Annotated in this window: 11 protein-coding genes; 3 read left to right on the top strand and 8 right to left on the bottom strand. The window is 42.1% G+C overall.

Features of this window, described 5'->3' with window-relative positions:
- From NI389_RS17710 to NI389_RS17720, 3 genes are all read right to left on the bottom strand, one after another.
- The gene (locus tag NI389_RS17710; protein ID WP_308362726.1) at window positions 1–1059 is read right to left on the bottom strand and encodes an HlyD family secretion protein; all 1059 of its coding nucleotides are present in this window, start codon (window positions 1057–1059) and stop codon (window positions 1–3) included.
- Window positions 1059–1535 carry a transcriptional regulator SlyA gene (slyA, locus tag NI389_RS17715; RefSeq protein ID WP_308362728.1) on the bottom strand — a complete coding sequence of 159 codons (477 nt, stop codon included), beginning with the start codon at window positions 1533–1535 and terminating at the stop codon, window positions 1059–1061. Before slyA ends, NI389_RS17710 begins: the two co-directional genes overlap by 1 nt.
- A 350-nt stretch (window positions 1536–1885) precedes the next feature.
- Window positions 1886–4051, bottom strand: coding sequence for an exonuclease domain-containing protein (locus NI389_RS17720; protein WP_308362729.1), 2166 nt, complete (start codon window positions 4049–4051; stop codon window positions 1886–1888).
- 312 nt (window positions 4052–4363) lie between these two features.
- Here NI389_RS17720 and NI389_RS17725 point away from each other — a divergent pair, with 312 nt between their 5' ends.
- Entirely contained in the window at window positions 4364–4522 is a 159-nt protein-coding gene (locus NI389_RS17725; protein WP_308362730.1) for a hypothetical protein, read from the top strand.
- A gap of 480 nt (window positions 4523–5002) precedes the next feature.
- On the opposite strand, the gene NI389_RS17730 is transcribed toward NI389_RS17725, so the two are convergent.
- The 5 genes from NI389_RS17730 to NI389_RS17750 are packed head-to-tail and all read right to left on the bottom strand — an operon-like array spanning window position 5003 to window position 10589.
- Window positions 5003–6028 carry a sugar phosphate isomerase/epimerase family protein gene (locus NI389_RS17730; RefSeq protein ID WP_308362731.1) on the bottom strand — a complete coding sequence of 342 codons (1026 nt, stop codon included), beginning with the start codon at window positions 6026–6028 and terminating at the stop codon, window positions 5003–5005.
- Window positions 6029–6053: 25 nt separating this feature from the next.
- A complete protein-coding gene (gene iolE, locus NI389_RS17735) occupies window positions 6054–6971 on the bottom strand; it encodes a myo-inosose-2 dehydratase (protein ID WP_308362732.1) in 918 nt (305 codons plus the stop codon).
- Window positions 6972–7031: 60 nt separating this feature from the next.
- Entirely contained in the window at window positions 7032–7544 is a 513-nt protein-coding gene (locus NI389_RS17740) for a hypothetical protein (RefSeq protein WP_308362733.1), read from the bottom strand.
- On the bottom strand, window positions 7544–8671 hold the full coding sequence (locus NI389_RS17745) for a ferritin-like domain-containing protein (RefSeq protein WP_308362734.1): 1128 nt from the start codon (window positions 8669–8671) through the stop codon (window positions 7544–7546). The genes NI389_RS17740 and NI389_RS17745 overlap by 1 nt, the downstream gene beginning before the upstream one ends.
- Window positions 8664–10589, bottom strand: a complete 1926-nt coding sequence (locus NI389_RS17750) for a GMC family oxidoreductase (protein WP_308362735.1) — start codon at window positions 10587–10589, stop codon at window positions 8664–8666. Before NI389_RS17750 ends, NI389_RS17745 begins: the two co-directional genes overlap by 8 nt.
- Window positions 10590–11042: 453 nt before the next feature.
- On the opposite strand from NI389_RS17750, the gene NI389_RS17755 reads away from it, so the two are divergent.
- Both NI389_RS17755 and NI389_RS17760 read left to right on the top strand, forming a co-directional pair.
- Window positions 11043–12479 (top strand): glycoside hydrolase family 15 protein, encoded by a 1437-nt coding sequence (locus NI389_RS17755; RefSeq protein ID WP_308362736.1) that lies wholly within the window; start codon window positions 11043–11045, stop codon window positions 12477–12479.
- A 435-nt stretch (window positions 12480–12914) separates the two neighbouring features.
- Window positions 12915–13745 (top strand): MBL fold metallo-hydrolase, encoded by an 831-nt coding sequence (locus tag NI389_RS17760; protein WP_308362737.1) that lies wholly within the window; start codon window positions 12915–12917, stop codon window positions 13743–13745.
- The last annotated feature ends 38 nt before the right edge of the window (window positions 13746–13783 follow it).

The following is a 13783-nucleotide window of genomic DNA, read 5'->3' on the forward strand; positions in this document are numbered from 1 at the left end:
TTAGTAAATATAATGGAGAGCACTGAGTAAATGGATTTGCGCACGGGCAAGCCAAGCTAAAAATGTGTTTGAAGGTACTAGCTGAACGGTTGCTCGAGCACCTGATGGCAGTGTATTGGCGTTTTCATCATTTACCGTGAAATGCAAACGCATTCTCTGTGCATCGCGAACCCAGCGATTTGACACTGTTGGCGTCGCTAAACGTCCATTTGCTTCAATTTGGCCGTTACTAACACCGGCATCAAGACTTTGAATCTGAGCAGTGAATACTTGTCCAGGACGACTATCAAATGCAATTAAGGCTGATTGTTTAGATTGAATTTGCCGAAGATTTTTTTCGCGAAAGTCTGCAACAACATCTACGTTATCCGCTACAAGCGCAATGAGCGGAGTCCCTGCGGCAGCATAAGTACCTGATTCAAGCTGCAGATTCGTCACCACACCACTATGTGAAGCGACAATATATGTATAAGAGAGGTTCAATTCCGCCTTTGCCAACGCATTGCGCGCGATTTGAACATTTAGGTTTGAATCATCGGTTTTTCCACGCGAAACAACCAACTCTTTTAACTTTGCTTCTGCTGCAACCCAGTTGGCTTGTGCTGCTGTCGCTGCACTTTGCCCATCATCACGGATCTGCGTAGAAACCACATGTTGTTGAAACAAAGCTTCTAATCGAGAGGCTTCCCGGCGCTTTTGCTCCGCTACAATTTGAGCTGCATTTACTTGTGCTGTTGCTGCCGCAATCGCCGCATCTAGCTGCGCATTGTTAAGTTCAACTCGCTCAATATCGAGTTTCGCCTGTTTAACAGCTAATTCGAAAGGAGCGCTGTCTAGTGAAAATAGCTTGTCGCCTTTTTGAACCTGTTGGTTATTGGCAACATAAATTTTTGCTATTTGACCACTAACTTGAGGTGCGACTTTGGTGACCACTCGCGTTGCCATCGCTTCTGGTGTCACAGGCATGAGCAGATCAGCAATCAAAAAGTATCCGAATACCAGTGCAAAAAAAGCACTGGCGAAACGAATCCAACGAGCGAATTGTTGATCGGGCGTCATTATTGTTTCTCCTCATGATTAAAAGCAGCCAGTTGCTCTAGCGCATTTTTTGCAATTACACTAAGCACATGTGCAAAAGCAGCTTGCTCCTGCTCACCCAAATCGGCCAAGATATGTTGCCGCACGCGCAGAATCTCAGATTCCATTTTCTCCAAAAGTACTTTGCCGTTAGCCGTTAAACTCACAATGCGCGCGCGCTTGTCTTGCGAACAACACTGGCGCGTAATCAACCCTTGCTCTTCCAGTTGCGAAAGTGTTCGCATTAACGAGGGTAATTCGATTTCCAAAGCCTCCGCCAATTGCTTAGTACTTAAGTGATCGCCCAAACGCTGCAACTTTAACAGCGCAGTCCATCTTGGATGAGTTAAACCGAGCGGTGCCAATGCTTTGTCCGCAACAGATTTCCACAATCGGGATACGCGCCCTAACTGCTCGGCAAGTGAAAGCTGCATAAAGGTTGATAATTCTTGAGTCATTGGAAGTTTAATTTACTTAGCATGCTAAGCAATATAACTTAATTAGCATGCTAAGTAAATTGATTTATGCATCTAGTTTTGCACCCTTTTCCTTTGCATATATGTTTGAAAGCGGGAATCCACTTAATGAAATGGCTTTAATACTGTGAGAAAAAAGCGAAGTAGTTCACCATCTATCGAGCAAAGCGTTTAGGGTTGCATGCAGTCAGAATATTAGAGAATAGCTTTAGTCGTTGCGATTCTGTTCCGCACAGGAGAATACAATCAAACATCTAATTTGAATTGAATGGGGTACAAACTTTGGCTCAGGGTACAGTCCACAGCTCGACGTGGACTCGTGTATTTTCCTGTCACTTATCCTTTGCAAAGCGCTGCTCATTGACTAGCCCAAGTAGATGCGCAGTTGCTGTAGCATCCGCAAGCGCTCGGTGATGGTCACGTAGTTCAATGTCAAGTGCAGCACATAATTTACCTAACGAATAGGATGCGTGACCTGGTAAAAATTTTCGAGCAAGCTGAACCGTACAAAGTTTCGGTCTTTGAAAGGTCCGCCCGTGCCTTAAAAAACTTTGTTTCAGAAATCCGTAATCAAAATTGACGTTATGCGCAACAAAGATCCCCTCTTGAAGTTTCTCGGCAACGATATCCATGATTTCGCCAAATGTCGGTGCACCTTGCACCATTTCATTACTAATTCCAGTAAGCCCTATAATAAATTGAGGAATTCTCCGCTCGGGGTTAACCAAACTCGACCAAGAATCCACAATTTCACCGTTTCTGTATTTCACGATGGCAATTTCAGTAATTCGATCATTTTGCGCTTTTCCACCGGTCGTCTCTAGGTCAACAACTACGTATGGCTGTTTGGGGTCGAGCTGCCATTGAACCGTTTGCACCCCAACCTTTAAGCCTGCCTGAATTAATGCTCGGATTGAAACGAGCTGGTTTCGTCGAAGGACATCTCCCGGTGCTTTTATTTCCTCAAAACGAAGACCCGATCCATCTACAATGACGAGATCAGGATAACCATCTTTTAATCCTTTGAAATCTTTCGTCATTGCTAAAAGGTGAGCTTTTATAGACTCGATAGGTGCATTTTCAAGCAATAGAATTAAGGGCTCTAGCAATTCTGAATGCCAGTAAAACAGCGAGTTTGGTTCACCAAAATAGCGTGTGGAGTGTTCAATTAAGAGCTTCTTTAGATCACTTGACGTTTGAATTGACGCTAAACGTGTATTCACTTCATTTTCTAAAACACGATAAAACTGGTTTTGTTTTAGGACTTTCGGTGTCCGCTGAAATTCATTGAACACACCTGACTTTTCATGCTCGTACAATTCACGCCAAAATACCAAACCAAATAGAACACGCCACAAGGTATTTTCAACATGCATAGCGGAACATCCAAGCCGATGATAATGTTCACATACGCCTTGCTCGACTTGATTCTTAAAAGCTTCATCGATTGCTAGGGTCGACACATTATTTCGAAGTACGTCAGTGAGAACGCTCGTTCGTTTGTGTTCAAATTTGCGTTGCCAAAAATCTTCAGCAAACAAAATCAGCTCTTCGTTTTCAGGCTCGGCCATCACTCCTTCAAGCAGCGATTTACATGCTTCAACATCGCCATTTTGGAAATGTCGCCGTATTTTCTTTTCAATTGCTTTAGGGTGCTCGCTTTGCAAAATACAGTGTTCTGCGAGTACTTCATCGATTTTCTCTAACTTCGTAGACATTCGCAGGAGTAGATGGTGATAACGCTCAATTAACGAGGGATCATCAATGTGCTTTAACTCGCTCAAAGCATCGAGCGCACTGCGAGCCGCTGAAACCAACGCCTCTTCAACCATCGTTTTGCTGATGGCTGTCCACTGCGACAAGTTAAAGGCAAATTGCGCAACGGTAATATCTTCGAAGCGCGCTTGCTGAAATTCTGATTTGTTTTGTCGTGTAGACAAAATCCCCATGTCACGTAATGAAAATTGATTAATTTGTCCAGAGCCTGAACCAAAGAACAGAAACTGCCAGTAATCAAAATCAGTTTGTGACCCCAGAATAATAAACTGTTTGGCAAACTCACTATTTACAATCAACTCACTGTATTGTGTGTCAGTCAGATAGGCCTGCCATTGCGCTTTCTTCGCTGATTTGCTTATTCCCGTTAAGTTCAAATCACAGGACAACGCTTGAAGCTGAGCTTTATTTAAGCTCAGCAGAAACTCATTAATGTATCCAGAACTTAAGGTACAAACCCATCCACTCTCAAAAAGCTCTAAAATTCGGGTCGGTACATCATCTATTTCTTTATAAATAAGCGTTGATTGTTCAAAAACTTGATGCTTACGAGAGAACAGCCGAATGAGCAAGCACAAGGCATCTTCAGACAACGTATCAAGAGCATGAAACCGTGCCAATTGTGCTTCATTTAACAGTGACAAACTGGTACAGCGAATAAAATGCCTTAGTTCATTAAAATGAGTTAAGTAGTACTTTTCAGGCAAGATGACTTGAGGCATAACGGCTCATTACTGTTTTTTTAAACAGTATAACGAACTTGCTCAAAATTGCTATGCTTCCCTTGGCTGAAGCTAGAAAGGTATTGAGGCTGATAAAATTTTCTAATTCAAATATGAACGATTCAATAATCCTAAAACTTTTTAAGTTAATTGTTAACAAGGAATACTGTTGTTATCTTTATAATCGCGCACACACTTTCTAAACACAAAAGAAACATAACCCTCACTTTTTACAAATAATCAGATAAAGCATTTACAATTCGATTTAACTAATCTAAAGTACCCATGTTAAATACATAACAAGGAAAACTTATGAAAATTTCATTTAAGAAAAAAGAATTAAAATCTCTATCAAATGATAAATCTAAATTGCTTTCGCCTAACACACCAAATGTTTTTGGTGGCAATAATGGAGCAGGACCAAGCGAAGATAAAGTGTCAAAGCGCTTTTATGCCTGTGAAAAAGAGTAACACTTAGCTTTTTGATGGCCTTGACTTAGTTCAAAGGTCATCAACAAACATTCTTACGAACCAAATAAAGTTGAATTTCGTCATGAAAATAGGCATTAAGACTCTTGAATAGAAGTTTTCACTATATAACTTTCGCTTGAAGTTTAAAATTACAACCCCTTCATGAAATGTTATCTTTATAATAAAAGCCACTTAAAAAACAACCAAAAATTAAATACCTATTTAAGATAAAACCAACCAAATAAATTATAAACTTGAGCATGAATCGTTAATCTACAATAAAAATATAACTACCTATTATTCTCAACAAATTAAAATATCTAAGCTGCTTGGAATGAAATAAACGCACAATTACGGTAAAAAAGCCTAAAGTGATTGGTAAAAGGACGCAAACACAGCTTACGTCCTTTGGATATTGAAAACCATTTAAGCTTCAGACACACGTAAAAACAATATGTACATTAAAGGGTTATGTGCTTATTACTTGACATTTAACATACACTTAATACGTGTCAGCCGTTCTAATGTGTAGTTATGCGCCTGTTGAGCCACTTCATAGGCGTTGGGGTACTCATTCGGCTTATCCACTTCTGGAATCCAATACTTTCGACGAGACAGCCTTAACCCATGATCGAAGCCACCTACAGCATTAAAAATTTCCACTGCAATAGGCCCATTGAAGTGCGTTAGAATGGGCGTAAAAATATCCTCCCAAGGCAACCAACAATTCACCAAATCACCTCTATCTGGTGGTGAAGCTTGCGCATAATGAAGACGCCCTTGGCTGGCAATTGCTTTGATCTGCTCCGCATAAACCGTTGGTCCATCCCCATCGAGAACTTCTTGAGCGCTGTCGAGTACGACACCAACCGTTTGGTTCTCGATTGTGTCTAAAAATGACATCAATTGTGCTAGTTTATTGGGACCTGGAGTTTCCCAATGACTAATTGGCTCTATCGCGAGCTTTACACCTTGTGACTGAGCGTACTCGCCGAGAATTTCAAAACTTTCTTTCGCCGTGTCATAGCGCTTTGCTAGCTCATCTTGCAGACTATCGCTCCATACCTCTTCACCATTTGGAGCCTTCACGACAAAGCCGCCATACGGTATGACCATCGGCCCCATCATAATTTCTCCACCAAGCGCCTTGGTAATATCGACTCGTGACTTTAGATAAGCGATACCAGCTTCGCGAGTGGCCTTACAGGATGAACTAGGGTCACAATCGGGTGTCGCACCTACGTTTGTCGCCACTTTAATGTTGCTAAAGCCTTCTTCATCCATCCGCTTACGAAAGGCTTGGTACGCTTTAAGCTCCTCCTCATAGGTGGGGTACTTGTAAGATGTTGTCTGTTCTCGACCTGGGTGAAATTCAAAACCACAGTATCCCATCGAAACTAGATGGCGCATGTGGACTATCGCCTGATCTAGAAAGTCACCATCTTCAATCGAAAAGTTGGACCCGAACATAAAAAAGCTAAAGTACATGTCTATTTTTTGTTGCATGTGCGTTTGCTCCTATTCCTTGGCGTTACAAACCAATCACTTCTCGCAAATATTTACGAGCCATTTGAGCGTAAAGTAATGGCGTTGCTTTTGCTGGGTCTTGTTCCGCTTCAACGACCAGCCAACCTGCAAAATCCTTATCAGCCAACGCTTGTAAGATCTCTTTGAAGTCAAGACACCCTGCAGGATCGCCCGGTACTGTAAAGACACCTCGTAATATGGCTTCTTTAAAGGAAAGGTTGTTGTCTAAGCTATAGTTCATCACATCTTGGCGAATATTTTTCAGATGAACATGCTTTATGCGGTTACTATACAAGTTAATAAATTCGAGGTTATTGCCTCCAGCGAAATGAAGATGCCCAGTATCCAAGCATAAATGTACACAATCAGGATCGGTCAGCTCTGCTAATCGTCCAATCTCGTCCATGGTCATTACACCCGTTCCCATGTGATGGTGATAGCACATTTTCACACCACAACAATTTGCTTTGTGGCCTAAGGTGTTTAAACCATCAGCAAGTCGTTTCCATTGATCATCGTTAAACTTCGGCGCATTAGGCACCAACGCTATTGGTTGTTGATGTGATGAACCACCCAATTCAGCGAGCACAAGATCACCGCTTTGCATTTGTTTGATAAATTCAATTTCTCTGTCGAAATTCTCAAGCGTACTTTGGTACATCTCATTAATCGTAAAATAAGTACTGACCCAAGGCTCTGACATTTTCAAATTGCGAATATCAAGTTCACGTTTGAGTACAACAGGATCCGTTGGATACTTGTGACCGCGGCTACATCCCTCAAACCCTGCTAAAGCCATTTCGCTAACAATTTGACCAAAAGGAATACCGATGTCGATGTCTGGAAAATCATCGTTTACCCAACCAGTAGGCGTGATCCCAAATTTGACGGAACCCGCTGGAAACATAGTGTCATTACTCATTTTAAACTTCCTGTCGTTGATGGTGTGAATTAGGTTCATGTTTGGACATGCAACGCGAGCCTACCTAAATTTAGTACTTGGCTTAAATTGCCAAGCATTGTTGAAATTGATTCTGGGTGGCTGGCTCCATGAACCATAACCTGGTCCCTTTGCACCAGACGGATTCGCATCAATTGCTTGCCAGAGTAGGCCTTCTGTATAGGATGCGGAGCTGACAAAAAACGTCGTATCCTGTTCACTCTTGCCAAAGCCTTCGCGCCAACTGTTTGGTAATTGATACCATGTACCTGTATACCAAAGCTTAATGAGGTTGCGTGCAACTGGGCCTAATTTCACATCCCCTAAAATTTGCTGACGAATACCATTGATAAACATTGTTTCATCGGCGGACGCCTCATAGACAGCACTAAACGTTGAAAGCAATTGTTCAACTATCTCCTCGCCGACAATATTAGTAAGCGTGTGCAAATAATCATTCACTTGCCCGGTGCCATTAAGTGCTAAGGCATTGAAATCGGTCAGTGCACCGGAAAGTTCAACAAACTGATGCACTTGATACACTTCCTTGACCATTATGCTGTCTCCCAAGTTTTTATACTTTTTGCTTTTAACTCTATCGAGTCATACCTCATCTCAAAGGTTGGTCCACCATTCACTAACGGGTTGCTTGGTAATGGATTTCGGATCAACTGGCTTGCACATTCTTTTAAACGAAACATGCCACAAACAGCGCCGATCAATTCCTCCTGGCCACCTCTAAATGCACGATTAATCGTTGAAAGAAAGGCTTGGTAGTTTTCATTGAATTGAAGCGCGGCCTGTTTAAGTTCTGAATCATCGGGGAAATCGGCCACTTTTGGATTGCATTTCACGGGATGTACGTTTTTGTAGTCCACCTCAAATTTTGGCCCCGTTGGATGATCTGGGGAGTCACCTGTTTGGTAGTACTGTCCTAGCTTCAATTGCTGAAAACGGTAGTAGTGAGATAACTCACCTTGTTCGTTAAATATTTGATGGGTATGCCCTTCACCTTGTTCAATAATCAATTCAAGTGCATTGAGTGCCGACGTTTTATCAAATACTTCTACCACTTCCCCACCACCTGAGTAGTAATAGCGGTTGGAAACCTGAAATTTAGGGTCACCAATAAAAATGGTTTCACCTTTTTGATTTGCTTGGTCTTCTAAATACTCAATGCCTTCTCGAATGGCTTCGTAAAAATCGCCAATACTATAAAAACTGTAAGTTGACGATTTAAGTGGTTTGACTGCTTTCAATTCAAAAACATGGTGATTACTTCTTTTGACGCAACCTTTAAACTTACTGTCTAACTGTGGCACCCACTTTGAAGGTCGTTCAATTTGAAGAAACGTATCGAGTGTTGTAGACGAAAACTTATCAATAGAAACTAAAAACTCCGATTCACCATCTGGCAGATAAGTGGGATAACTTGGCACAAAATCCTTTGCTTCAAAATCTGGGTGTTTACCCAGTGAATTTAATACATTCGCAGCCAGTGTGATATGGAGCATTTCCTCAACCAGTACCGCACGAATAACTGCGCTTGCTTCTGGGTTTGTTTCAGTCTTTATGCTGTATAGCGCAGTTAAATAAGGTGGAATTGTAGCGTGCTCCAACTGAACTGCGGCATCGAGCATTTGGTACAAATCTTCTATACTATTTATCACTCGGTCACTCATGGCCTGCTTCCTTTGCTAGTCGAAAATCGGAATTCGAGACAATATTCACGGACTGCTTACTCATTTCATCCAGAATGTATTCACTTGTTTTAAAGCACAGTGCGGCTAAGGTTAATGTGGTATTCGAAGTACCGATACTTGGCATGCTGCCTGATCCCACCAAGTACAAGTTAGGGTGATCCCACGAGCGTTGATATGCATCAACTACCGAGTTGCCCGCAGTTGTTCCCATAACATGAGTGCCTGAGAAATGATTTCCACCTCTAAAATAGTAGTTTTCGCCTTGATAGTTGAAGTAGCCGTAGTCGAGAGGTGAATAGCTAGAGAAGTCTTCCGCTCCAAGCCGTTGGAAAAATACTTTGGATGTTTCGCGCGAGTATGCAATGCCTGCTTTAGAGTAGTCAGAGAGATTGTAGTTGATTATGGGCCGCATGTTTCCGAGTGCATCCTTGTACTCTGGATCCACTGTAACTCGGTTACTCTCATCCGCTACTTGCTCGACCATATAAGCAAACAGCAATTGGTTTGAAATACGATCTACAACACTTTTGCGTAAATCTTTACCGAATCGATTTTGTTCATCAACTAAGGTTTCAATGTCAGTAAACGGCGAACCTGTAGCCCAGCCCCAGCCATCATTATGAATATCAATACCAAATGGAGCTTGTTTTGAACGACTACGACCGTAACGAAAATCTGCAACACCAGACGTACATTTCGTACCACGCATGGTTCCAGCTGCCTCTGGCAATAATCCCCATGCCAGCAGGTAGGTGTGGTCCATTAGGTTTTTACCCATCAGGCCACTTGAACTCGGCAATCCTGAAGCCAGCATTAATCTTGCATTTTCGATTGCGTTTGTTGCAAGAATGTATTTGCTTGCACTCACTTTCGCGAGCGTAAACTCTGTACGTTCAGTACTTGAGTAATGTTTAAATTCGATATGCTTTATACTTTGGTCATCGCTATCCACAACGACTTTACTCGCTACCGCCTGAGGTAAGAAATCAACTAACCCAGTTCGCATTGCATCTAATAATGTTTTTCTTGCATCGTATTTTGCTTGAACAGGGCAGATCGGCACGCAATTGTTATTGCCTTGACATCGGCCTCCTTGCTCAACTTGATGCGAACTTATCGCTCCAACAGGCTTGAACCCTCGACCATTGTCATAACGTTCATTGGGAATCCCATTTCGACCTTGTGGGAATGTTCTGACGGTAACTGTATGCGTTTCGCCATACAGTTCAAACTCGGCGCCATCAATACCCTTTCCAACAATTTGGTCTAGGTAGGATGGTGGTAACCCATACATAGGGTAAACGTAATTATCTTCATACTTAATACCGTAGAACCCCTGCTCTTCCACATTCGCAGACACGCCAATTTCCCGTTCAGCCAAACGATAATAGGGCATTAAATCGTCGTAACTGATAGGCCAATCAAGTCCAACGCCATAGGTGCTCTTTATTGCGAAGTCTTCCGGCAACATTCTGAGAATTTTTGCTTCCCAATGCATCGTGGTGCCGCCAGTTACTCGCGTGTACGTGCTATCGAGTGCCAAAGGGCCTCTTTGCACCATATAACCCTTTGTGTCATCAACTCCCGGCGTCAATTTACTCACATCAGTAGATCTTGGCATTGGGGCATTTGGGTTTTCAGGGTAGGGTGCGTTGTTATCTTTAGAGGGGTTTAGGTAGTAGTTGCTTACGTACTCTTTAAATCCTGTGTAGGTCATGTCTTTGGCAGGCGCGGCTTCGAGCAATAATACTCGATACCCTTTTTGAGTGAGCTGTTTTGCAAGGATTGCCCCACTTATCCCTGAACCAACGATGCAAGCGTGATACTCAGATTTGTTTGAGCGTTCAATCGCTTGTTCTAACGTGATTTGTTGCAGTGTCGAAATTGAGTCGTTCATTTAGCTTTTCCTTTGCTATCACCCATTAACAACTTGATTAACATTTATACCAAAGTGAGTGTAGCAGAGATTTCAAAAAGCAAATTAATTGTTGGAATCAAACATAGCGGTTCAATTTAAACCACCACTAAAAACATCAAAATTAACAACAAAATACCTAATAAATAGGCCAAATTCACACAAAAAGTAAAAATTCAAGCATTTCAAAGGCAAGCATATCGAGATAAATAGCACAAAAAATATTTTCGATAGCAAATCAAACATTTGTTAAATAGTTATTAATTTTCAAGAGAAGAATCGAAAATCGTGTTTATACTTTGAGTGCGCTTAGTGCGTATACAACGGATTGCGAATGTGAGGCTTGGAGTAATTTAAATTAGTTGTATGTTTGGCTTCTCACACAAACATTCCGAGAATTTGAAATCTATTCATTGAGTTGATCTTGGAAAAGTTATGACTAATCAAACAAATACAGCACTGTCTGCAGAGAGCGAATGTGCAACGTCTATCGCCGCAGAACCATTGGACAAATGGGCAGTATCGGCACGTCAACACGTACTTGAAAAGATGGTAGCGAACATCTCTCCTGACGATGGTGAGCGTGGCGCAGTACTGGCTTCTCCATCTCGTTCTAACCCTAACTACTACTATCATTGGATCCGCGACGCAGCTCGAACAATGAGCGAAATTGCAAAACTAAATGGTTTAGATAAGAAAAACTTTAAAGACCAAAACTATGAAAGAATGATTGAGTACGTTGAATTCTCCAAGATAAATCAAACTACCCCCACAGTAAGCAACAGCCCTGGCGAACCAAAATTTAAAGTCACAGGTCAAGCATTTAATGGTCCTTGGGGTCGACCACAGAATGATGGGCCTGCGCAGCGCGCCCTAACCTTGACACGTTGGGCTAATATTCTGCTTGCGAACAATGAGAAAGAATACGTCTCGGGGACGTTATATGACGGACAAGAACCGTCTTTTAGCCTTATCAAAGCCGACCTTGATTTCGTCGCAAACCATTGGCAAGACCCGTGTTTCGATTTATGGGAAGAAGTTGATGGCACGCATTTCTATACGCGTATGCTGCAACGAGTAGCTCTTCGTGAAGGCGCTGACCTCGCTGCGCTATTGAATGATAAAGGAGCGGCTGATTACTATAATCAACAAGCAACCTTAATTGAAAATGCCTTTGACGACTTTTGGAATGAAGAAAAACGCTACTACGTCGCAACACTAAATCGTGTTGGCGGTTTAGACTATAAAACCTCAAATCTAGATGTTGCTACGACACTGGGTGTTTGTCAGGCATTGTCAGATACCCACCCATTTTTAAGTGCAAACAACGATAAAATTCTGGCAACCGCGTATGCGCTCCATCAGGCATTTAACCCTCTGTATCCGATAAATTCTATAGAACACATTGCATCCGGAGAACCGGTAGCGCCGGGTATTGGGCGTTACCCTGAAGACAAATACGCAGGCAGCGCACCTTTGGGTGAAGGTAATCCATGGTTTTTGTGTACTGCATCATTGGCAAGCGTTTGCTACAAAGCTGCGGCACTCTTTGCTGAGCAAAAAAACGTTGAAATCACGCCATATAATGCTGACCAATTGAATCTCTCGGCACAATTAATTGACGAAAATTTGATTCTCAAATCAGGTGACAGTTTCAACAACAAAACAAAAGCGTTTAAAACAATCTTGCTTGGTTTAAAAGCGTTAGGTGATGCTTACCTGCGACGCATTCAAATCCATGCGGGTGAAAATGTGTCGTTGTCTGAGCAATTTAGTCGCTATAACGGATACATGACCAGTGCGAATGATCTAACGTGGAGTTATGTATCTGTTGCTATTTGCATCGACTTACGCAACGCACTCAAAATTTAACAATGCCGGAGCCTAAAACAAAACGTTTTGGTTTTTAGATCGCTTAATTCTTCACAATCCCGTTGTATGTGATGAGTACTGTGTGCCCGTGACACTAGCGCACAGCTAACCCGATTGGAAATGGCATCTGATGCCATTTCCATCACTAACAATATGGACATTGGATGAACTATCGAATCACGCGTGAAATTGACGCAATTGGTCTCATTAAATATCAAGGAAACTTGCTACTACCAAACTTAGTGACACGTTGTTCGATGTTAGAAAGACCTGTTCGCCGAGTTCGGTTCAATCTCAACGCCCCCTCTGTGCTTTCTAAATTTTTTGCTTCATTACCGCGGCCCAAAAAACTAGGTGCCAAAGATGAGTGTTACCTTGTTTTGTGTCCAATCATCAGTCCCATATTAACGTAAACTAACCCGTGAGCAACAAGACATGAATATACCAATTACCGCCCCAATTAAGATAATGGTAAAACGCGTGGACGATGTACGTATTCACACGTTCATCTCTTCCTATGAAGGCGACAACATTGCCAATGCAACACATATCATTGAAAGCAAAAATGTGTTGGTTTTGGTTGATGGCCAATTTTTAAAACCTTATGCAAAACTCTTTAGAGAATACGCGGACAGCCTTAAAAAGCCAATTGCTCGACTGTATCTGTCTCATCGCCACCCAGATCACTGGTTTGGATTAGGTGATGCGTTCAGTGATGTTGAAATCTACACACTGCAAGAAACCATTGACTTTCTAAAAGAAAATGGAGAAGCGTCTCGAGAAGACCATATACCTAAGCTTGGTGATCTTGCGCCTGATTCGGTCGTTATACCGAAAAATGCTGTAAAGCCTGGTATCGAGGTTGTTGATGGCGTTACGTACATCATTGAGAAAATTGTCGATACTGAAATTGACTACGGGATCACGCTAAAGCTACCCGAATTAGGCGTCTATATCGTTCAAGATTTAATCTACAGTGGCACACATCTCTACCTCACAAAATATTTAGACCACTGGATGGCGCAATTTGAAGACATGCTTACGTCAGACTACGACTTGTTTCTACCTGGTCATGGCGAACCTGCAGATAAAAAAGAGGTAACGGAAAACCTTAAGTACCTTATTGCTGCAAAACAGGCCATGGCCGATGGATTAAAAGATGAGGCATTTAAATCCTTTATGTTGAAACGCTTTCCGACTCGCCAATGCCCTGCAATTTTCAATATTTATCTGCCCCGCTTGTTTGACGGTGCAAGTGACTTTTAGTCGGCTGTAATTACGCTTTTTCACGCTAAAGGAGATTA

The organism is Pseudoalteromonas xiamenensis (assembly GCF_030994125.1).
Classification (GTDB): domain Bacteria; phylum Pseudomonadota; class Gammaproteobacteria; order Enterobacterales; family Alteromonadaceae; genus Pseudoalteromonas; species Pseudoalteromonas xiamenensis_B.